Source organism: Escherichia sp. KTE31 (genome assembly GCF_000407925.1).
GTDB lineage: Bacteria > Pseudomonadota > Gammaproteobacteria > Enterobacterales > Enterobacteriaceae > Escherichia > Escherichia ruysiae.
In genome coordinates this window covers 278207-299555 of the sequence record NZ_KE136722.1, presented here as the reverse complement: position 1 = coordinate 299555, position 21349 = coordinate 278207, and the positions used below count along the sequence as shown (strand labels likewise).

Below are 21349 nucleotides of genomic sequence, written 5' to 3'. Positions count from 1 at the left end.
TTATGCCTCACCTAAATAGGCACGGATCACGTCCGGGTTATTACGGATCTGCTCCGGCGTACCGTTTGCCAGCGGCGTCCCCTGATTGACCACGTAAATTCGGTCCGAAATTCCCATCACCAGCTTCATATCGTGTTCAATCAACAAGATAGTGGTGTTGTGATGATTGCGAAGCTCGGCAATCAGCTCATCCAGCTCTTTGGTCTCTTTCGGGTTAAGACCTGCCGCAGGTTCGTCGAGCATTAAAATCTCCGGCTGCGTCACCATGCAGCGGGCGATCTCCAGACGACGCTGGTCGCCATAAGCCAGGTTGCTCGCCTGCCGGTTGGCGTGTTCCAGTAAACCAATGCGTTCCAGCCAGGTTGCGGCGCGGTCGAGCGCCTCACTCTGGGCGCGACGGAAAGAAGGCGTTTTCAACAGGCCGGAGAACAGCCCGGTTTTCAGCTGCTGATGCTGCGCCACCAGCAGGTTTTCAATTACCGTCATTTCACGGAACAGACGCACATGCTGGAAGGTGCGCACCACGCCCATGCGGGCAATTTGCTGACCCGGCAAACCTTCCAGATGCTGATCGCGCAGTAAAATGGTGCCGCCGGTGGGTTTGTAGAATCCGGTCAGGCAGTTAAAGACCGTGGTTTTTCCGGCTCCGTTAGGGCCGATTAACGAGACGATCTCCTGCGGGTACAGTTCAAGATTGACGTTGTTCACCGCCAGCAGGCCGCCGAAGCGCATCATCAGGCCGTTAACAGATAATAAGGGCTGATTCATGCCTGCTCTCCTTTCTCTGCGCCGTTTTTCAGCTTGAGTTGCGGGCGCGTCATGGGCAGCAAGCCCTGCGGACGCCAGATCATCATCAGCACCATCAAGCCACCGAGCATTAACATGCTGTATTCGTTGAAATCACGCATCAACTCGCGCGATACCACCAGCAAAATTGCCGCCAGAATCACCGCGAACTGCGACCCCATGCCACCGAGCACCACTATCGCCAGTACAAAGGCTGATTCGGCAAAGGTGAAGGATTCCGGGCTGACAAAGCCCTGACGCGCAGCAAACAGCGTTCCGGCGAAACCCGCAAACGCGGCGCTGATGGTAAAAGCGGTCAGCTTAATACGGCGCGGGCTTAAGCCCAGCGAACGGCAGGCGATCTCGTCTTCACGCAACGCTTCCCACGCACGCCCCAGCGGCATCCGCAGTAAGCGGTTAATGACAAACAGACTTAGCACCACCAGCAACAAGGCCACCAGATAGAGGAAGATGACGCGATCGGAGGGATCGTATTTCAGGCCAAAGAAATTGCTGAAGGTATCCCAGCCGCCTTCACGAGCGGTACGACTGAACTCAAGACCGAAGAAAGTGGGTTTCGGGATCTGACTGATACCGTTCGGCCCCCCGGTAATTTCGGTGTTATTGAGCAGCAATATGCGCACAATTTCGCCGAAACCGAGGGTAACGATCGCCAGATAATCACCACGCAGACGCAGCACCGGGAAGCCAAGAAGGAAGCCCGCCGCCGCTGCCATTAACCCGGCAATTGGCAGGCAGGTCCAAAAGCCCAGACCGTAATAGTGATTGAGCAGCGCAAAGGTGTAAGCACCAATGGCGTAAAAGCCGCCGTACCCTAGCACCAGCAGGCCGGAAAGCCCCACCACCACGTTTAGCCCGAGGCCGAGGATAATGTAGATCATGGTCAGGGTGGCGATATCCACCGTCCCGCGTGAGACCATAAACGGCCACGCCACCGCAAGCACCAGCAACGCCACGAGGAACAGTTTCTGCTTCACCGTGGAGCCATCAATCGCAGGCAAAATAAACTTCGGCCCGGAAACGCTTTTCAACCCCTTCTGGAAAGCAGGTCGCACAAGCTGGAAGAAAAAGACCACCGCCGTACCGATAAATACCCACTGCCAACGGATATCTGAAGCACTGTCGACCACCAGTTTGGTGCCATCCAGCTCCAGTTGCACGCCCATAAAGACGCCCGCCAGAACAAAGAACATCGCAGCAGAGAGCAGCGCCATTGCAATATGCATCGGTTTCATACTTTCTCTACCTCCGGACGACCCAGAATACCGGTCGGCATCACCAGCAGAACCAGAATCAGCAGGGCGAATGAGACCACATCTTTATATTCCGTACTCAGATAAGCCGAAGAGAGCGCCTCCGCAATCCCCAGAATCAACCCGCCAATCATCGCCCCAGGAATACTGCCAATCCCGCCGAGTACCGCTGCGGTGAAGGCTTTCATCCCGGCCATAAAGCCAATATAGGGGTTAATCACGCCGTAGAACTGACCGAGCAGCACACCCGCCACCGCCGCCATCGCCGCGCCAATCACAAAGGTCAGCGCAATTACCCGGTCGGTATTGATGCCAAGCAGGCTCGCCATTTTCAGGTCTTCGGCGCAGGCACGACAGGCGCGCCCCATACGGGAATAGCGAATGAAAATCGTCAGCGCCAGCATGGCGAGGAAGGTAACAATCCAGATCACCGCCTGCATGGTGGTAATAGACGCAGAGAAGTTTTCGCTATGACCCACCACCCACTGACCGTTAAACAGGCTGGGCAGCGCCACGTCGCGTGAACCTTCGGTCAGGCTGACGTAGTTTTGTAGGAAGATAGACATACCGATTGCAGAAATGAGGGCAATCAGGCGTTTAGAGTTACGCACCGGGCGATAGGCCACCCGTTCGATACTCCAGCCGTAGGCGCTGGCAATGACGATTGCGCCGACAAATCCCGCCGCCACCAGCAGCCAGCCGGTATCAATGCCCATCATCATCAGCGCAGCGATGATCATAAAGGAGACGTAGCTGCCAATCATGTAAACCTCGCCGTGGGCGAAGTTGATCATGCCGATAATGCCGTAAACCATGGTGTAGCCGATGGCTATCAGCGCGTAAGTACTGCCCAGCGTGACGCCGTTAAACATCTGCTGCAAGAAATACAAAAACTGCTCAGACATAAGGTAACCTTTCTAAACCCGCCCGCATTTCACGGGCGGTGGGATTTTCACTTGGCTGCCGTGGATGAACCGTCGGCGTGCCACTGGAAGACACCAAAATCAAATCCCTTCAGATCGCCTTTTTCATCCCAGTTCAGCGGCCCAATCACGGTGTTTGCACCGTTAGCTTTTAAATCTTTCACCAGCGCCAGCGGCTCATCGCTGCCGGTACGCTCAAGGGCAGTCGCCAGAGATTGCACCGCCGCGTAAGTGATCCAGACATAAGGCCCGGACGGATCTTTCTTGTCTGCTTTCAGTGCATCAACGATGCCCTGGTTTGCCGGATCCTGGTCATAGCGTTTTGGCATAGTGACCAACATACCTTCGGCAGCATCGCCGGCAATATTCGACAGCGACGCATTACCCACACCTTCCGGCCCCATAAACTGAGTTTTCAGGCCAACGGAACGCGCCTGGCGCAGCATCTGCCCCATTTCCGGGTAGTAACCGCCGTAGTAAACGAAGTCGATGTTTTCTTTTTTCAGGCGGGCAATCAGCGCGGAGAAATCTTTCTCACCAGCGGTAATGCCGTCGAAGAAGACGACGTTAGCGTTAGCCGCTTTCAGCCCGTCCTGCACCGAACGCGCCAGCCCTTCGCCATATTGTTGTTTGTCGTGAATGATGGCGATGCGCTGGGGCTTCACCGTCTCAAGAATGTATTTTGCTGCCGTAGGCCCCTGGGAAGAGTCCAGCCCGGCAGTACGCATGATGTGTTGATAACCGCGTTGAGTCAGCTCCGGGTTGGTCGCTCCCGGCGAGATCATCAGAATACCTTCGTCTTCGTAGATATCCGACGCAGGTTGGGTAGAAGAGGAACACAGATGGCCTATAACGTATTTAATGCCGTCGTTAACGATTTTGTTGGCGACCGCAACGGCTTGTTTTGGGTCGCAGGCGTCGTCATATTCCACGCCAACCAGCTTATCGCCTTTAATTCCCCCTTTAGCATTAATGTCTTTAATCGCCTGACGCGCGCCGTTAAATTCCATATCGCCCCACTGGGCAATCGGGCCGGACATCGCGCCGACAACGGCAACTTTAATATCGTCGGCTAAAGCAGTGTGTGAAATTGCCAGTGCAATCATCCCTGCGATGATAGTTTTCGCATTCCGTTTCATAGTCAAAAATCCCCACTCGTAATGTTGTGTTGCTTTGTTTTTTATGTGTTAACAAATCAGACTGTTCTTTTTTATACTGCGCTGTTTTTGCCTGTCCGATTAAGGGTTTAGCGCAGTTTTTTGTGATGATATCGATTAAAATCCCTATTTTTCAGTCGATTAAGAACAGATAATATTCTGAATTAATTGATAGATAAACAGAAAAAAGCGCAGTTGTCAGCATAAAATAACGGTACAAAGGGCGGAATAATTCACTACCATTCAGGGGATTATGCTGGACAATTTTCATTCTATAATGTTTTTAATTTGTAATTATTGCTGAAAAAAAATTAATCACCTGCCAAAAGAAATAAAAAAGAGAAAGCCTCCGATTAAATTATTTCGCTACACTGGTTCCACTTTTGTGATTTGTACGGGTTCCCCATGAAGCTGACCATCATTCGATTAGAAAACTTTAGCGACCAGGATCGGATTGACCTGCAAAAGATCTGGCCGGAGTATTCTCCTTCCTCTTTACAGGTTGACGATTCCCACCGTATTTACGCCGCGCGTTTTAACGAGCGCCTGCTCGCTGCCGTGCGAGTAACCTTAAGCGGCACCGAGGGAGCGATGGATTCCCTGCGAGTGCGGGAAGTCACCCGGCGGCGCGGCGTAGGGCAATATCTGCTGGAAGAGGTGCTGCGTAACAATCCTGGCGTTTCATGCTGGTGGATGGCGGATGCAGGCGTGGAAGATCGCGGCGTGATGACAGCGTTTATGCAGGCACAGGGATTTACGGCACAACAGGGCGGCTGGGAGAAGCGTTAATCGCTCTGTGTAAAAAGCAGTTCTATGGATTTGGTTGGGAAAAATAACGCATTTTCGTTTTCTCCGACCAACGGGATAAAGCCCAGCGACTGATAAAACGTATGGGCTTTTTCATTCAGCGCCTCGACAAAAAGACCGTGAATACCTACCGCTAAAGAGGCTGACCAGACGACTTTCATGGCATGAGCAACCAGTGTTGCTCCCCATCCCTGCCCCTGTATTGAACGATCAATTGCCAGACGCCCAAGAGTGACGCTGGGAATATTTTTCTGTTTCGATTTCGAGGGCAATGCGGCTCGTTCAAAACAACTGCCGGATAATGTGTAATATCCCAGTATTTGACGTTCAGGGGTGTTGGTACGAAGAATGTACGCTCGCAGAATTTTATTGCGATGTTGACGAACCAGATGTGTCGTCAGAAAGAGATTTAAGGCTTCCTCGCCGCAGTCGAATCGCAGTAGATCATAATCTGCATCATCAGTCAGAATCTCTATCGTCAGCTCATCCATAAATTATTACATTCCCTGAAGACGTTTTGCCGCACGTTTTAGCTTTTCACCTGGTGACGGCGGATTACTCAGCGCATCCATCACCCGCGTCCAGGACTCCTCATTAAGGATCACTCGCCGATGCTGTTCAATCACTTCTGCAGCCCGCTGCGAGGCACTATTCAACATAAATTGGCTGACGGACTGATTAGATATCGCCGCCGCTTCCTCAATTAGACTTTTGTCATCGTCAGTTAAACGCAGATCGATACGCTGCTTTTTAACAGCAGACATGTAAACTCTCCTGCTACTTATAAATATGTACGGAATTCTACCGTACATTAAGCATATCCTGGATTGTTTAATCTTTCTACAACCATTTCGACAAACACAAAAAAACCCGATGGCGGTTCAGCTCATCGGGCATTTTCATTTATCTATCTGTTACTTCGCATCGGTCGCCGTGCCGTTGGCGTGCCAGTCAAATACGCCGAACTCAAAGCCTTTCAGGTCACCTTTCTCATCCCAGGTCAGCGGTCCCATCACCGTATCAACCGAGTTCGCTTTCAGGTATTTAGCGATCTCCGCCGGATCGTCAGACTGATTCAGCCCCGCCTGCAAAGATTGCAGCGCCGCGTAGGTGGTCCAGACGAACGCGCCGCTTGGATCCTGTTTTTTCGCTTTGATCGCATCAACAATTGGTTTGTTCGCCGGAACCTGATCATAGTTCTTCGGCTTGGTCACCAGCAGTCCTTCCGCTGACTCGCCCGCGATATTAGACAGCGAAACGTTAGCCACACCTTCCGGCCCCATAAACTGAGTTTTCAGCCCCGCCGCGCGCGCCTGACGCAGGATCTGCCCCATTTCCGGGTGATAACCACCGTAGTAAACGAAGTCGATATTCTCTTTCTTCAGACGTGCCACCAGGGTAGAGAAATCTTTTTCCCCGGCGGTGATGCCATCAAAGAACACCACGTTAGCATTGCCTTTCTTCAGGCCGTCCTGCACCGCACGCGCCAGACCTTCGCCGTACTGTTGTTTGTCGTGGACGATAGCAATACGCTGCGGTTTCACTTTCTCAAGAATATATTTTGCCGCCGTCGGCCCCTGGTCGGAGTCCAGACCGGTGGTGCGCATAATCAAGTTATAGCCACGGGCAGTCAGCTCTGGCGCGGTTGCCGCTGGGGTGATCATTAAAATGCCTTCGTCTTCATAAATGTCAGACGCTGGCTGTGTAGAAGAAGAACAGAGGTGACCAATGACATATTTAATGCCGTCGTTAACCACTTTGTTCGCCACCGCAACCGCTTGTTTCGGATCACAGGCATCGTCATATTTTACGATTTGCAGTTTGTTGCCTTTAACGCCGCCTTTGGCGTTGATATCCGCAACCGCCTGTTCTGCGCCAGTAAACTCCTGGTCACCGTACTGCGCCACCGGGCCAGACATTGCGCCCACGACCGCGACTTTAATATCTTCTGCCAGAGCCATATTGCTGAATGCCAGCGCGATACATCCTGCCAGTAACGCTTTACCCTTTATATTCATCCTGAGAATCCCCATTCTTCTGGTTATTACGTGTGTTGTGATGTTGTTGTTCAGCACTTTATTTCGTTTTATGCATGACTACCCGTGCTTTAGCAGCATACTCTGCTAAAACATACCCCATTTTTATGATATTGGAATAGATATTTTGACAGTTTATTAACAAACTGCGCGTGGGTTGGCTTTTGCCAGAAGGGAAAATTGATTATTGCAGAGGCCAAAAAACAAAAACCCCGGACTCTCATCCAGGGTTCTCTGCTTAACAGCGGAAATTACGCTTCAATAGCGGCGCGAAGTTTTTTCATCGCATTCTTTTCAAGCTGACGCACACGTTCAGCGGAAACACCGTAACGGTCGGCCAGTTCCTGCAACGTAGATTTGTTGTCTTCGTCCAGCCAGCGCGCGCGGATGATGTCCTGGCTACGTTCGTCCAGACCCTGCATCGCATCGGTCAGTCGGTTTGCCGCCTGCTCTTCCCAGTTATCGTCTTCAATGCCGTCGGCAAAGTTAGATGATTTATCCTGCAAATAAAGCACCGGAGCCATCGGCTGGCTGTCGGAATCGTCGTCGGAAGACATGTCAAAAGTCATGTCCTGTGCCGCCATACGCGATTCCATCTCACGGACGTCTTTGCTGGTTACGCCCAGTTCGCGAGCCACCATTTCGACTTCATCCTGGTTAAACCAGCCCAGACGCTGCTTGGTTTTACGCAGGTTAAAGAACAGCTTGCGCTGCGCTTTGGTGGTCGCAACTTTGACGATACGCCAGTTACGCAAAACGTATTCGTGGATCTCTGCTTTGATCCAGTGAACGGCGAAGGAGACCAGGCGCACACCCACTTCCGGGTTGAAACGGCGCACTGCTTTCATCAGGCCGATGTTACCTTCCTGAATCAAATCCGCCTGTGGCAGGCCATAGCCCGCATAATTACGAGCAATATGAACAACAAACCGCAGGTGAGACAGGATCAGCGTTTTAGCTGCTTCCAGATCGCCATGGTAATGCAGCTTTTCAGCCAGCGCCCGCTCCTCGTCAGCCGACAACATCGGCCACGCGTTAGCTGCCCGGATGTAAGAATCCAGGTTGCCAACAGGGGCTAAAGCTAAACTTTGCATTTTGTCAGTCATTCAAATCCTCTCAATCGATATCTTCTGGCGCTTCAGTGGTAGCAACAACTGTGCCAGAGCTTAAGAGCAACGAGATTATCATTCACAGTTTCATCAGACCGTGATTTTATCCACAAGTTCAATGCTGGCTTGTGAATAAATTACGCACAAAATGTGACATAGAGATGAAATACCGGGAAGAGACAACGGGGTCTCTTTCCCTGCTACGGAACCCATTGCAGGGAAAGAGTATAACACGCTTTTATTATTCCGGCGTAAAGTGCCGTAAATGTTGTACCGTGGCAAGCCATGCTGCCACCCAGCCAATCATCGAACACACCAGCAGCAACAACAAGCATTCATCGAACGATAAACCATTGATATCAAACTTCGTTCCAAATACCTGCGCCACTTCCGCAACTGCCGATGACAAACGCAGCACCAGAATTTCGGACAAAATTAATGACAGCAATGCGCCAGAAAATCCCAGCAGCGCGCCTCCGTACAGGAACGGACGGAGGATGAAACCATCCGTCGCACCAATCAGTTTCTGCACGTTGATGGAGTCACGACGGGCAAATATGCTCAGACGCACGCTGTTGCCGATAACCAGGAACACCGCCGCCACCATCAGCACGCCAATCATCGCCGAAACGCGCCCTACCAGCCCTGTCAGTGCGGTCAGACGGGCAAACCAGCTATCGTCCATTCTTACTTCATCGATGCCGTTAATTTGCGTGATGCGATCACGCAACGTATTCAGCGACTCCGTACCCTGGAAATCGAGTTTTGGGATCACCACCGCCACTGCCGGAAGCGGGTTTTCCTCCAGCATGTCCAGCGCGCCGCCAAAACCAGACCAGTTACGGAACTCGCCCAACGCGTCTTCGCGAGAAAGATAGTTCACTTTCTCCACGCCTTGCTCGGCCTGCAACTGTGCCACCACGCCCGCAGCGGCGTCATCGTCCAGCGTTTTTTGCAGATAAACAGTGATTTGCGGTGACGGATAATACTGCGTCGCCGCCTGATTAACGTTTTTGTACACCATATAACAGACGCTGGGCAGCGTCAGGGAGATGGCGATAACCATCACCGTTAAAAATGTGGCGAACGGTTTGCTTTTCAGATCCTGCAATGCGCCGTGGAAGGCATAGCGCACCTGTTCGTTGAAAACGTTGGTTTTGCGATTTACCGGTTTTGGCGAGGATTTCGCGCGTTTCGGCGCATTACGACCACCGTCGCCAGAACCGCCGACCGATTTACGGAAGCGATCCAGACGTCCGCCAAACTGCCGGATATGATTGATTGCATCGCGCTTATTCATGGCCCACGCCTCCATGCAAGTGACCATCGCTCAGGGTGAGCATACGATAGGAACGCCGCGAAATCAGGTTGATGTCGTGCGTTGCCATCAATACCGTTACCCCAACGCGGTTAAACTCTTCAAACAGACGTAAAATTCCTTCCGACAGCGCGTCGTCAAGGTTACCGGTCGGTTCGTCCGCCAGCAGTACCGCAGGTTTGTTAACCACCGCGCGGGCAATGCCAACGCGTTGTTGTTCACCGCCAGAAAGCTGAATCGGAAAGTTCTTCGCTTTGTCCAGTAGCCCGACTTTATCCAGCGCCGCCGATACACGACGACGAATATCGTCACCGCTGGCACCGGCGATAATCAACGGGATCGCCACATTATCGTAGACAGTACGATCCATCAGTAGATGGTGATCCTGGAAAATCATGCCAATCTGGCGGCGCAGAAACGGAACTTCACGGTTTTTCAGACGCGTGATGTCATGGCCGCTAAACCAGATTTTCCCGGCGCTGGGCCGCTCAATCCCACAGATCAGCTTCAGGAGGGTACTTTTCCCTGCACCGGAATGACCGGTCAGAAACGCCATCTCACCCGGCTGCATATGGAACGTAACGCCCTGCAGCGCCTGTCTCCCACCGAGATAAGCCTTGCTGACATGTTCAAAGCGAATCATTGTTAATCCTCTCGGGCAAAAAGTGCCTCTATAAAGTCGTCCGCCTTAAACGGACGCAAATCCTCAATACGCTCGCCGACACCAATATAGCGAATAGGAATACCAAACTGGTCAGCCACCGAGAAAATTACTCCGCCTTTCGCCGTGCCGTCCAGTTTCGTTAATGTGATGCCGGTTAAGCCGACTGCTTCATGGAACAGTTTGGCCTGGCTTACCGCATTCTGCCCGGTGCTGGCATCGATAGTCAGCATAACTTCATGCGGAGCTTCAACGTCGAGTTTCTTCATCACACGGACGATTTTCTTCAGCTCTTCCATCAAGTGCGATTTGTTCTGCAAGCGTCCGGCGGTATCGGCAATCAGGACATCAACATTACGCGCCTTAGCGGCCTGAATGGCGTCGAAGATAACTGAGGCGGAGTCCGCGCCGGTATGCTGGGCAATCACCGGAATATTGTTGCGCTGCCCCCAGACCTGAAGCTGCTCAACTGCTGCCGCACGGAAAGTATCACCTGCCGCCAGCATCACCGATTTACCTTGCTGTTCAAACTGACGCGCCAGCTTGCCGATAGTCGTGGTTTTACCCACGCCATTGACGCCTACCATCAGGATTACGAACGGTGTTTTGCCTTCGACGTTCAGCGGTTCATCGACCTTCGCCAGAATATCACCCATCTCTTCTTTCAGCAGACCGTAGAGCGCCTCAGCATCGCGAAGCTGTTTGCGGGTCGCGCCTTCAGTCAGATTGGTGATGATTTTGCGCGTGGTTTCCACGCCCACATCGGCGATGAGCAATTGCTCTTCCAGCTCTTCAAACAGATCATCGTCGATTTTTTTACCACGGAACAGGCTGATAAATCCGGAACCGAGGTTTTCTTTGGTTTTCAGCAGGCTGCGTTTCAGGCGCGCGAAGAAACCTTCTTTGGTTGGTTTTTCCTGCTCCTGGGCTACCTCTTCCACCGGCTGATCTTCTTCTGCTGGTGGAACGACCATCACCGCCTCTTCTGCCGCTTCAGCGGCCAGCGCCTGTGCTTCCAGCTCTTCGTCGGTGATTTCTTCTTTCGCTGCTTGTTCTTCCGCCGCTTCGACAATCTCCACGGTTTCCGCTTCGGCCTGCCACTCTTCTGGCGAAATTTCTTCGACTTTAACGTCTTCCGGCAGCGGCAGCTCTTCACGCTCGATAGCCACTGGCTCTGGCGTAACTTCAGGTTCAACTACCGACGCTGGCGTTTCTTCAACTATCGGTTCCGGTTCTGCAATAACTTCCGGCTCGACAACCGCTTCAGGTTGCGCTTTTTCACTTTCAGCAACCTGTTCAGTGACTTCCACAACGTCGGCAGCAAAAGTTTCCGCCTCAGCTTCAGTATGCGCCTGCAGCTGCTCTTCAACGGGTTGTTCAGCAACTTTCTCAGGCTCTTGCGCCTGGACAGTTTCTTCTACAACCGGTTGTTCGTTTTGGGTTTCTGTCTCTTTTTCCGGGGTCTGCTCTTTTTGACCAAAGCCCAGCCAGGAAAAAAAGCCACGTTTTTTTTCTTTCGCCATCTGCGACTACACTCCTCGCTGTTGCTTCATGGCACAGCGTTAACGCTATGTACATAGCAGCTAAAAAAATGATGAAATAGTCTACCACTTAACTTAATCCACATCACCGCCTGCAAGTATGTGTTATCTGGCGGATTGAGCAATTTACCATGAAAAAACCGAATCATTCCGGCAGCGGTCAAATCCGCATTATTGGCGGGCAGTGGCGAGGCCGTAAACTCCCGGTTCCTGATAGCCCAGGTCTACGCCCTACCACCGATCGCGTGCGCGAAACGCTGTTTAACTGGCTGGCGCCGGTCATTGTTGATGCGCAATGCCTGGACTGCTTCGCAGGTAGCGGTGCGCTGGGGCTGGAAGCCTTGTCACGCTACGCTGCGGAAGCTACGTTGGTTGAGATGGATCGCGCGGTATCTCAGCAGTTAATCAAGAATCTGGCGACGCTGAAAGCGGGCAATGCGCGAGTCGTGAACACCAATGCGATGTCTTTTCTAATGCAAAAAGGAACGCCGCATAATATTGTGTTTGTTGACCCTCCGTTCCGCCGTGGCTTGTTAGAAGAAACCATTAATTTACTGGAAAACAACGGCTGGCTGGCTGATGAAGCCTGGGTATATGTTGAAAGTGAAGTAGAAAATGGCCTGCCCGCCGTTCCTGCCAACTGGTCGTTATATCGCGAAAAAGTGGCTGGTCAGGTCGCTTATCGGCTGTATCAGCGTGAAACACAAGGAGAAAGTGATGCTGATTAATATCGGACGTTTGTTAATGCTCTGCGTTTGGGGGTTTTTGATCCTCAATCTTTTTCAACCCTTCCCACGCCCGCTGAATATTTTCGTTAACGTGGCGCTGATTTTTACCGTGCTGATGCATGGTATGCAACTGGCGCTGTTAAAATCGACCTTGCCGAAAGATGGCCCGCAGATGACCACTGCCGAAAAGGTGCGGATTTTCCTTTTCGGCGTGTTTGAACTGCTGATCTGGCAGAAGAAATTTAAAGTTAAAAAATAAGCTTATTTGTCGCCAACAAAGCTGACAAAGCGCGTTCCTTTATAGCTCAGCGTACCTTGATCGCCCACTGTCAGGGCATGGTACTGCTGGGCATCGAGGCGGAACGTCTGCTCCAGTCCACCGCTTTGTGGTTTGAAGCTCGCCTCATAGCGCATACTGGTGCCCGCCGGAGTCACTTCCTGCTGGCGCGAACGACGATCGTTAATCGGTTTTTCCCGCTTGTTACTCACCACCACCAGCTTTTGCTGGAGCGGCGCCATATCATTATCAGCTTTTTCCCGCCGTTGTTGCATAAAACGAAACGATGCGGCGACGATAATTAAGCCAATGATAACAATAAAGAAAAGAGGTGGTTTGCTCATCTTTATCCCTCATCGGAAAATGCGGAAATAAGCATACCCTGCCAGTTATGGTGTTGTCATCCGTCCACCGTCGCCACTAAACTGATTAGCAAGACCGTAGGCATTCCGCTTACGAAAAAATAACGAATTCAAGGAACTAAGATGCTTTGGTCGTTTATCGCTGTCTGTCTTTCCGCATGGCTATCTGTGGATGCATCGTACCGTGGGCCAACCTGGCAACGCTGGGTATTTAAACCGTTAACCCTTCTGCTACTGCTGTTGCTGGCCTGGCAAGCGCCAATGTTCGATGCCATTAGCTATCTGGTGCTGGCGGGGCTGTGTGCCTCACTGCTGGGCGATGCGTTAACCCTGTTACCACGCCAGCGTCTGATGTACGCCATCGGTGCGTTTTTCCTCTCACACTTGCTGTACACCATCTATTTCGCCGGCCAGATGACGCTCTCCTTTTTCTGGCCGTTGCCGCTGGTACTGCTGGTTCTGGGCGCGCTGTTACTGGCCATTATCTGGACGCGTCTCGAAGAGTTCCGTTGGCCTGTCTGTACTTTTATCGGTATGACGCTGGTGATGGTGTGGCTGGCAGGTGAACTGTGGTTCTTCCGCCCGACTGCTCCGGCACTCTCTGCCTTTATGGGCGCTGCACTGCTGTTTATCAGTAACTTTGTCTGGCTGGGTAGCCACTATCGCCGACGCTTCCGTGCGGATAACGCCATTGCTGCGGCTTGCTACTTTGCAGGACACTTCCTCATCGTCCGCTCGCTGTATCTCTGATAAAACTTGACTCTGGAGTCGACTCCAGAGTGTATCCTTCGGTTAATGAGAAAAAACTTAACCGGAGGATGCCATGTCGACTCCCGACAATCACGGCAAAAAAGCCCCTCAATTTGCCGCGTTCAAACCGTTAACCACGGCACAGAACGCCAACGACTGTTGCTGCGACGGTGCATGTTCCAGCACGCCCACACTCTCTGAAAACGTCTCCGGCACCCGGTATAGCTGGAAAGTCAGCGGCATGGACTGCGCCGCCTGTGCGCGCAAGGTAGAAAATGCCGTGCGCCAGCTTGCAGGCGTGAATCAGGTGCAGGTGTTGTTCGCCACCGAAAAACTGGTGGTCGATGCCGACAATGACATCCGTGCCCAGGTTGAATCTGCGGTGCAAAAAGCAGGCTATTCCCTGCGCGATGAACAGGCCGCCGACGAACCGCAAGCATCACGCCTGAAAGAAAACCTGCCGCTGATTACGCTTATTGTGATGATGGCAATCAGTTGGGGGCTGGAGCAATTTAATCATCCGTTCGGGCAACTGGCGTTTATCGCTACCACACTGGTTGGTCTGTACCCGATTGCTCGCCAGGCATTACGGCTGATCAAGTCCGGCAGTTATTTTGCTATTGAAACGTTAATGAGCGTAGCCGCCATTGGCGCGCTGTTTATTGGCGCAACGGCTGAAGCTGCGATGGTGTTATTGCTGTTTCTGATCGGTGAACGACTGGAAGGATGGGCCGCCAGCCGCGCACGTCAGGGCGTCAGCGCGTTAATGGCGCTGAAACCGGAAACCGCCACGCGCCTGCGTAACGGTGAGCGGGAAGAGGTGGCGATTAACAGCCTACGGCCTGGCGATGTGATTGAAGTTGCGGCGGGTGGACGTTTGCCTGCTGACGGTAAACTGCTCTCGCCGTTTGCCAGTTTTGATGAAAGCGCCCTGACCGGCGAATCCATCCCTGTGGAACGCGCGACGGGCGATAAAGTCCCGGCAGGCGCCACCAGCGTTGACCGTCTGGTTACGCTGGAAGTGTTGTCAGAACCGGGTGCCAGCGCCATTGATCGTATTCTGAAACTGATTGAAGAGGCCGAAGAGCGCCGCGCACCGATTGAGCGTTTTATTGACCGTTTCAGCCGTATCTACACGCCGGCAATTATGGCCGTCGCCCTGCTGGTGACGCTGGTGCCACCGCTGCTATTTGCCGCAAGCTGGCAGGAGTGGATTTATAAAGGGCTGACGCTGCTGCTGATTGGTTGCCCGTGTGCTTTAGTTATCTCCACGCCTGCGGCGATTACCTCCGGACTGGCGGCGGCGGCGCGTCGTGGAGCGTTAATTAAAGGCGGCACGGCGCTGGAACAGCTAGGTCGCGTTACCCAGGTGGCGTTTGATAAAACCGGAACGCTGACCGTCGGGAAACCGCGCGTTACCGCGATTCATCCGGCAACAGGTATTAGCGAATCTGAACTGCTGGCGCTGGCGGCGGCGGTCGAGCAAGGCGCGACGCATCCACTGGCGCAAGCCATCGTTCGTGAAGCGCAGGTTGCTACACTCGCCATACCTGCCGCAGAGTCACAGCGGGCGCTGGTCGGCTCTGGCATTGAAGCGCAGGTCAACGGAGAGCGGGTGCTGATATGCGCTGCCGGGAAACATCCTGCCGATGCATTTACTGGTTTGATTAATGAACTGGAAAGCGCCGGACAAACGGTAGTGCTGGTAGTCCGTAACGATGAAGTGCTTGGTGTCATTGCGTTGCAGGATACCCTGCGCGCCGATGCCGCCACTGCCATCAGTGAACTGAACACCCTGGGCGTCAAAGGGGTGATCCTCACCGGCGATAATCCGCGTGCAGCGGCAGCCATTGCCGGTGAACTGGGGCTGGAATTTAAAGCAGGATTACTGCCGGAAGATAAAGTCAAAGCGGTGACGGAGCTGAACCAACATGCGCCGCTGGCGATGGTCGGCGACGGCATTAACGACGCACCAGCCATGAAAGCCGCCGCCATCGGGATTGCTATGGGCAGTGGCACAGACGTGGCGCTGGAAACCGCCGACGCAGCATTAACGCATAACCACCTGCGCGGTCTGGTACAAATGATTGAGCTGGCACGCGCGACTCACGCTAATATCCGCCAGAACATCACCATTGCGCTGGGGCTGAAAGGGATCTTCCTCGTCACCACGCTGTTAGGTATGACCGGCCTGTGGCTGGCGGTGCTGGCAGATACAGGTGCGACGGTGCTGGTGACGGCAAATGCGTTAAGGCTGTTGCGCAGGAAGTAACGGTGTTGCCTGATAGCCTCTGGCTATCAGGCTTAGTGCTGAGCCGGGAACGGTGGCATGGTCAGGAAAGCGTAATATAGCGCCAACATCAGAATGATGGAGATAACACTGAATGTAACAACCAGGCGGGATGCTAATGATGGTCTTTTGAACATCATCCACAGTGCATAAGCAAACCCGACACCGTTAAGTAAAGGTAAAAAAATCATTAGCCAGAGCCAACCCCAGCCAAATACCCCCAGCCATCCCACCGCAACGATAAAAACAGGGAGCAGCCAATTGGGGGTGAATATCGCGAGTAATCCCAGCAATGCCAGACAAGCTGGAATTAAATAAGCCATTTTTGCATTCCATAACGCTGGCAATCATTGCCCTTAACGTGCCCACATGCCGGATGCGGCGTGAACGCCTTATCCGCCTACAAGCCGATCACTACATTGAGCGCGTTCGATGCAAAAAAGGTTACAGACCGTATCAACGTAGGCCTGATAAGACGCGCCAGCGTCGCATCAGGCTGAAAAGCCCCATCAACCACCTTTACGAATCAAATAGCGATAAGGCAGCCCATCCGTCTCTTTGGCGACCAGTTCGTGTTCCATAAAGGTACAAAACCCAGGAATATCGCGGGTCGTTGCCGGATCATCAGCAATAATCAGCAACGTTTCGCCAGGCTGCATATTGCGCACGGTTTTGCGCACCATCATCACCGGTTCCGGGCAGCGCAGGCCAAGAGCGTCAAGAGTGTGGTCAGGGCTGGAAAAGAGATCGGTCATTTTCTTCTCACCATATAAAAAACGGCGCTAGTTTACGCTCTGTACGTCCGTTAGCAAACCAGGTTAACGATTGCGTGAAAATTAGCCATTGCATTGTCAACATAAAGCAGTATCATGCGGCGGCTCGAAAAAAGGGTAAGCACGTTACTATCTCACTATAAAATAACGTGTCGTACGTATTGGGTTCCCTCACCCCAATGGCTAATCAAAAAGGTACAATATGAACACTTTCTCACAAACGCAACGCTATAAAGCGTTGTTCTGGTTATCGTTATTTCATCTTCTGGTGATCACCTCCAGTAACTATCTGGTACAGCTTCCAGTCTCCATTTTTGGTTTTCATACCACCTGGGGCGCGTTTAGCTTTCCGTTTATTTTTCTTGCTACCGACCTGACCGTGCGTATTTTTGGCGCGCCGCTGGCTCGTCGCATCATCTTTGCGGTAATGATCCCCGCGTTGCTGATCTCCTACGTCATCTCATCACTGTTTTATATGGGTTCATGGCAGGGATTCGGCGCTCTCGCCCACTTCAACCTGTTTGTCGCCCGTATCGCTACCGCCAGCTTTATGGCCTACGCGCTGGGGCAGATCCTCGACGTGCATGTCTTTAACCGCTTGCGTCAGAGTCGTCACTGGTGGCTGGCACCGACGGCTTCCACACTGTTTGGTAACGTCAGCGATACGCTGGCCTTCTTCTTCATTGCTTTCTGGCGCAGCCCGGATGCCTTTATGGCTGAGCACTGGATGGAAATCGCGCTGGTTGATTACTGTTTCAAAGTGTTAATCAGCATCGTTTTCTTCCTGCCAATGTATGGCGTATTACTCAATATGCTATTGAAAAGACTGGCAGATAAATCCGAAATCAACGCTTTGCAGGCGAGTTAAAGGTTCGTTATCAGAGTTGTGATAAGATGGACGAATGAGCCGTTATGGCCGTTTATCGAAAGGAAGAAGTCAATGCGCAATCTGGTTAAATATGTCGGAATTGGCCTGCTGGTTATGGGGCTTGCGGCCTGTGATGATAAAGACACTAACGCTACGGCGCAGGGTTCGGTCGCAGAAAGTAACGCTACCGTGAATCCCGTCAACCTGCTTGATGGCAAGTTAAGTTTCTCGCTGCCAGCGGATATGACCGACCAGAGCGGTAAGCTGGGAACGCAGGCCAATAACATGCACGTCTGGTCCGACGCCACCGGGCAGAAAGCAGTCATCGTCATCATGGGCGACGACCCGAAAGAAGATCTGGCTGTGCTGGCGAAACGTCTGGAAGATCAGCAACGTAGCCGCGATCCGCAACTGCAAGTGGTGACCAACAAATCTATTGAGCTGAAAGGTCACAAAATGCAGCAGTTAGACAGCATTATCTCCGCGAAAGGCCAGACGGCGTACTCTTCCGTCATTCTGGGTAACGTGGGTAATCAACTGCTGACCATGCAAATCACGCTGCCTGCTGACGATCAGCAAAAAGCGCAGACCACCGCAGAAAACATCATTAATACGCTGGTTATTCAGTAAGTTTTAAGATGATGAGACGGTCTCCGGTACTTCCACCGGAGGCCGTTTTTTTAATCGCCACGTCAGCAATAACGCGATTGCTACCAGCCCCGCCGCTGCCAGATAAATCACCGGCACGCCAGCCCAACTCATCACCAGCCCAGCCAGTGGTCCGGTCACGCCCAGCGATAAATCCATAAACACAGTGTATGTTGCCAACGCCGCCCCCTGATTCTGCTGTGGCACCGCTTTTACCGCCACCACGCCCAGTGCCGGAAACACCAGCGAAAACCCAGCGCCAGCCAGCAAGACGCCGATTTTCGCCATCCACGGCATAGTCGCTACGCCCACCAGCAGCAGGCCAATAATCTCAACGCTAAAGCAGATCATCACCACGTTTAAGCCGCCGATACGATTAATGCCGTTAGGAAATAACAGTCGCGTACCGACAAACGCACAGCTAAACAGCGTCAGCGCGAAAGCCGCACCGTCCCAGCCCTTAGCATCATAAAACAGTGTGATAAAGGTGGCGATGACGCCAAACCCGGCGGAAGCCAGTGCCAGCACCATTCCGTACAGCCAGACGCGCCCAAGCACCGCGCGAAACGGCAGTGGCTTGCCTTTGCTGGCTTTCACCGACGGACGCGGGAGCGCCAGCAGAATCGCCACCAGCGCCACGCCCATAATGATTAATGCCAGCGTCTGCAATCCTCCCCAGTGATAAAACAGCACGCCCAACGGCGCGCCCATCGCCATCGCCCCGTAAGTGACAATGCCGTTCCACGAAATCACCCGCCCGATATGCAGTGAGCCAACCACGCCAACGCCCCACAGTGTCGATCCGGTTCCGGCAAAACTTTGCCCAATGCCGAGGATCACGCGCCCCAGGCACAGTAATAACAGGCTGATGACGGGCAGACTGGCGGTTAATCCTGCGGTCAGATAGCCCAGCCCGCTCAAAAAGCAGCCGCACAAACCGAAGACAACTATCTTTTTTGGCCCCAGCAAATCGGCGTAACGCCCAGCGTGAGGGCGACTCAGCAAGGTGGCGAAATATTGCAGGCTGATAACCAGCCCCGCCCAGAAGGCACTAAATCCCATCACATCATGGACATAGCCCGGCAATACGGCGAGCGGCAACCCGATGGTGAGGTAGCTGGCGAAGTTAAACATGACAATGGAGACAATGCGCAGATTAAGGCGCAATCCGTTTAGCGCGGGTTCGGGCATGGAGATCACCACATTTTTACAACAGTGTTTCATTTTTACCACGGGCTGGCGTGGAAATCAGCAGTAAGAATCAGAATATTGCTGGCGTGACTCCCGCTACACTTAATACAAAAAGTCACAAGGAAGCCCCAATGGAAACCCCTCAACCGGATAAAACAGGAATGCATATTCTGCTCAAGTTGGCCTCGCTGGTGGTGATCCTCGCCGGCATTCACGCAGCGGCAGATATCATTGTGCAACTGTTACTGGCGCTCTTTTTCGCCATCGTCCTCAACCCGCTGGTCACCTGGTTTATACGTCGTGGAGTACAACGTCCCGTTGCCATTACCATTGTGGTGGTGGTGATGCTGATAGCACTTACTGCGCTGGTCGGCGTACTGGCGGCATCGTTTAACGAATTTATCTCTATGCTGCCGAAATTTAATAAGGAACTGACCCGTAAACTCTTTAAATTACAAGAGATGTTACCGTTTCTTAATCTGCATATGTCGCCAGAACGAATGCTCCAGCGGATGGATTCGGAAAAAGTTGTCGCCTTCACCACTGCGCTGATGACCGGGCTTTCCGGCGCAATGGCGAGCGTGCTTTTGCTGGTGATGACCGTAGTTTTTATGCTTTTTGAAGTGCGCCACGTGCCTTACAAAATGCGTTTTGCGTTGAATAATCCACAGATTCACATCGCCGGACTACACCGCGCCTTAAAAGGTGTTTCGCACTATCTTGCATTGAAGACGCTGCTCAGTTTATGGACAGGCGTCATCGTCTGGCTGGGGCTGGCGCTAATGGGCGTACAGTTTGCGCTGATGTGGGCGGTACTGGCATTTTTGCTCAACTACGTTCCCAATATTGGCGCGGTGATCTCCGCCGTGCCGCCAATGATTCAGGTGTTGCTGTTTAATGGCGTTTACGAATGTATTCTGGTTGGCGCACTGTTTTTAGTTGTCCATATGGTCATCGGCAATATTTTAGAGCCACGGATGATGGGGCATCGACTGGGGATGTCCACCATGGTGGTGTTTCTGTCGTTGTTGGTTTGGGGATGGTTACTCGGTCCGGTTGGTATGCTGCTTTCGGTGCCATTAACCAGCGTCTGTAAAATCTGGATGGAAACCACCAAAGGCGGCAGCAAACTAGCGATTTTACTGGGACCGGGACGACCGAAAAGTCGGTTACCGGGATGAGGCGACAAGTGATACGATACGCACTTTCCTTTTCCATTAAACGTTGGCCCTGATATGTATCGGATAGTTCTGGGGAAAGTTTCGACCTTAAGCACAGCTCCACTGCCACCGGCTTTACGCGAGCAAGCACCGCAAGGTCCACGACGCGAACGCTGGCTGGCGGGGCGTGCATTGCTTTCGCACACGCTTTCCCCGCTACCGGAGATCATCTATGGCGAACAAGGCAAACCGGCATTCGCGCCGGAAACGCCGCTATGGTTCAACTTAAGCCATAGCGGTGACGATATCGCCCTGCTGTTGAGCGATGAAGGCGAAGTCGGCTGCGATATCGAAGTGATTCGCCCGCGCGCCAACTGGCGCTGGCTGGCGAACGCCGTGTTCAGCCTCGGGGAACACGCTGAGATGGACGCCGTGCATCCCGATCAGCAACTAGAAATGTTCTGGCGCATCTGGACGCGCAAAGAAGCTATCGTTAAACAACGTGGCGGCAGCGCCTGGCAAATCGTCAGCGTAGACAGCACCTATCACTCCTCGCTGTCAGTCAGCCATTGTCAGCTAGAAAATTTAAGTCTGGCGATCTGCACCCCTACCCCCTTTACGCTCTCCGCCGACAGTGTGCAATGGATCGATTCAGTTAACTGATCCGCCCACCCGACTGCCCATCTATTG

General features: G+C 52.7%; 24 protein-coding genes. 9 read left to right on the top strand and 15 right to left on the bottom strand.

Annotation, left to right across the window (positions count from 1 at the left end):
• Genes livG through livK form a run of 4 tightly spaced genes read right to left on the bottom strand, consistent with a single transcriptional unit; the run spans position 1 to position 4122 of the window.
• Positions 1–768, bottom strand: a complete 768-nt coding sequence (gene livG, locus WES_RS19430) for a high-affinity branched-chain amino acid ABC transporter ATP-binding protein LivG (RefSeq protein ID WP_001075510.1) — start codon at positions 766–768, stop codon at positions 1–3.
• A complete protein-coding gene (livM, locus tag WES_RS19435) occupies positions 765–2042 on the bottom strand; it encodes a branched chain amino acid ABC transporter permease LivM (RefSeq protein ID WP_016159563.1) in 1278 nt (425 codons plus the stop codon). The genes livG and livM overlap by 4 nt, the downstream gene beginning before the upstream one ends.
• A complete protein-coding gene (gene livH, locus WES_RS19440; protein WP_001295111.1) occupies positions 2039–2965 on the bottom strand; it encodes a high-affinity branched-chain amino acid ABC transporter permease LivH in 927 nt (308 codons plus the stop codon). The genes livM and livH overlap by 4 nt, the downstream gene beginning before the upstream one ends.
• A 47-nt stretch (positions 2966–3012) precedes the next feature.
• Positions 3013–4122 carry a high-affinity branched-chain amino acid ABC transporter substrate-binding protein LivK gene (gene livK, locus WES_RS19445; RefSeq protein WP_001301528.1) on the bottom strand — a complete coding sequence of 370 codons (1110 nt, stop codon included), beginning with the start codon at positions 4120–4122 and terminating at the stop codon, positions 3013–3015.
• Between the two features lie 423 nt (positions 4123–4545).
• Between livK and panM the strand changes: the two genes are divergently transcribed.
• A complete protein-coding gene (panM, locus tag WES_RS19450) occupies positions 4546–4929 on the top strand; it encodes an aspartate 1-decarboxylase autocleavage activator PanM (protein ID WP_016159564.1) in 384 nt (127 codons plus the stop codon).
• On the opposite strand, the gene WES_RS19455 is transcribed toward panM, so the two are convergent.
• The 7 genes from WES_RS19455 to ftsY form a co-directional block, all read right to left on the bottom strand.
• Positions 4926–5438, bottom strand: a complete 513-nt coding sequence (locus WES_RS19455) for a GNAT family N-acetyltransferase (protein WP_000344015.1) — start codon at positions 5436–5438, stop codon at positions 4926–4928. The genes panM and WES_RS19455 overlap by 4 nt on opposite strands.
• A 6-nt stretch (positions 5439–5444) precedes the next feature.
• Positions 5445–5711: a type II toxin-antitoxin system antitoxin AtaR gene (ataR, locus tag WES_RS19460; protein ID WP_001277103.1), complete on the bottom strand. Its 267-nt coding sequence runs from the start codon at positions 5709–5711 to the stop codon at positions 5445–5447.
• Between the two features lie 150 nt (positions 5712–5861).
• Complete coding sequence (gene livJ / locus WES_RS19465) at positions 5862–6965, bottom strand: branched chain amino acid ABC transporter substrate-binding protein LivJ (protein ID WP_010350765.1); 1104 nt, start codon at positions 6963–6965, stop codon at positions 5862–5864.
• A 269-nt stretch (positions 6966–7234) separates the two neighbouring features.
• On the bottom strand, positions 7235–8089 hold the full coding sequence (gene rpoH / locus WES_RS19470) for an RNA polymerase sigma factor RpoH (protein WP_000130220.1): 855 nt from the start codon (positions 8087–8089) through the stop codon (positions 7235–7237).
• A gap of 244 nt (positions 8090–8333) precedes the next feature.
• The gene (gene ftsX, locus WES_RS19475) at positions 8334–9392 is read right to left on the bottom strand and encodes a permease-like cell division protein FtsX (RefSeq protein ID WP_001042009.1); all 1059 of its coding nucleotides are present in this window, start codon (positions 9390–9392) and stop codon (positions 8334–8336) included.
• Positions 9385–10053, bottom strand: a complete 669-nt coding sequence (ftsE, locus tag WES_RS19480; RefSeq protein ID WP_000617723.1) for a cell division ATP-binding protein FtsE — start codon at positions 10051–10053, stop codon at positions 9385–9387. Before ftsE ends, ftsX begins: the two co-directional genes overlap by 8 nt.
• Before the next feature lie 2 nt (positions 10054–10055).
• On the bottom strand, positions 10056–11594 hold the full coding sequence (gene ftsY, locus WES_RS19485) for a signal recognition particle-docking protein FtsY (protein WP_016159565.1): 1539 nt from the start codon (positions 11592–11594) through the stop codon (positions 10056–10058).
• Positions 11595–11743: 149 nt separating this feature from the next.
• Here ftsY and rsmD point away from each other — a divergent pair, with 149 nt between their 5' ends.
• Together rsmD and WES_RS19495 are read left to right on the top strand one after the other, a co-directional pair.
• Positions 11744–12340, top strand: coding sequence for a 16S rRNA (guanine(966)-N(2))-methyltransferase (rsmD, locus tag WES_RS19490; protein WP_000743183.1), 597 nt, complete (start codon positions 11744–11746; stop codon positions 12338–12340).
• A complete protein-coding gene (locus tag WES_RS19495) occupies positions 12330–12599 on the top strand; it encodes a DUF1145 family protein (RefSeq protein ID WP_010353660.1) in 270 nt (89 codons plus the stop codon). Before rsmD ends, WES_RS19495 begins: the two co-directional genes overlap by 11 nt.
• A 2-nt stretch (positions 12600–12601) precedes the next feature.
• Here the strand turns inward: WES_RS19495 and WES_RS19500 are convergent, their stop codons facing one another.
• On the bottom strand, positions 12602–12961 hold the full coding sequence (locus WES_RS19500) for a DUF2500 domain-containing protein (protein WP_000042880.1): 360 nt from the start codon (positions 12959–12961) through the stop codon (positions 12602–12604).
• 141 nt (positions 12962–13102) lie between these two features.
• On the opposite strand from WES_RS19500, the gene WES_RS19505 reads away from it, so the two are divergent.
• Both WES_RS19505 and zntA read left to right on the top strand, forming a co-directional pair.
• The gene (locus WES_RS19505; RefSeq protein ID WP_000964709.1) at positions 13103–13729 is read left to right on the top strand and encodes a lysoplasmalogenase; all 627 of its coding nucleotides are present in this window, start codon (positions 13103–13105) and stop codon (positions 13727–13729) included.
• Positions 13730–13802: 73 nt separating this feature from the next.
• Positions 13803–16001 (top strand): Zn(II)/Cd(II)/Pb(II) translocating P-type ATPase ZntA, encoded by a 2199-nt coding sequence (gene zntA, locus WES_RS19510; protein ID WP_016158908.1) that lies wholly within the window; start codon positions 13803–13805, stop codon positions 15999–16001.
• A 32-nt stretch (positions 16002–16033) separates the two neighbouring features.
• On the opposite strand, the gene WES_RS19515 is transcribed toward zntA, so the two are convergent.
• Positions 16034–16342, bottom strand: a complete 309-nt coding sequence (locus tag WES_RS19515; protein WP_016158907.1) for a hypothetical protein — start codon at positions 16340–16342, stop codon at positions 16034–16036.
• A 186-nt stretch (positions 16343–16528) separates the two neighbouring features.
• A complete protein-coding gene (tusA, locus tag WES_RS19520; protein WP_000130621.1) occupies positions 16529–16774 on the bottom strand; it encodes a sulfurtransferase TusA in 246 nt (81 codons plus the stop codon).
• 220 nt (positions 16775–16994) lie between these two features.
• Between tusA and WES_RS19525 the strand changes: the two genes are divergently transcribed.
• Both WES_RS19525 and dcrB read left to right on the top strand, forming a co-directional pair.
• Positions 16995–17660, top strand: a complete 666-nt coding sequence (locus WES_RS19525) for a 7-cyano-7-deazaguanine/7-aminomethyl-7-deazaguanine transporter (protein ID WP_016158906.1) — start codon at positions 16995–16997, stop codon at positions 17658–17660.
• Between the two features lie 72 nt (positions 17661–17732).
• The gene (dcrB, locus tag WES_RS19530; RefSeq protein ID WP_001245301.1) at positions 17733–18290 is read left to right on the top strand and encodes a phage sensitivity protein DcrB; all 558 of its coding nucleotides are present in this window, start codon (positions 17733–17735) and stop codon (positions 18288–18290) included.
• Between the two features lie 3 nt (positions 18291–18293).
• Here the strand turns inward: dcrB and WES_RS19535 are convergent, their stop codons facing one another.
• On the bottom strand, positions 18294–19532 hold the full coding sequence (locus WES_RS19535) for an MFS transporter (RefSeq protein ID WP_016158905.1): 1239 nt from the start codon (positions 19530–19532) through the stop codon (positions 18294–18296).
• A 98-nt stretch (positions 19533–19630) separates the two neighbouring features.
• On the opposite strand from WES_RS19535, the gene WES_RS19540 reads away from it, so the two are divergent.
• Positions 19631–20680 (top strand): AI-2E family transporter, encoded by a 1050-nt coding sequence (locus tag WES_RS19540; RefSeq protein ID WP_016158904.1) that lies wholly within the window; start codon positions 19631–19633, stop codon positions 20678–20680.
• 54 nt (positions 20681–20734) lie between these two features.
• Positions 20735–21322 carry a 4'-phosphopantetheinyl transferase AcpT gene (gene acpT / locus WES_RS19545; RefSeq protein ID WP_016158903.1) on the top strand — a complete coding sequence of 196 codons (588 nt, stop codon included), beginning with the start codon at positions 20735–20737 and terminating at the stop codon, positions 21320–21322.
• Positions 21323–21349 lie beyond the last annotated feature (27 nt).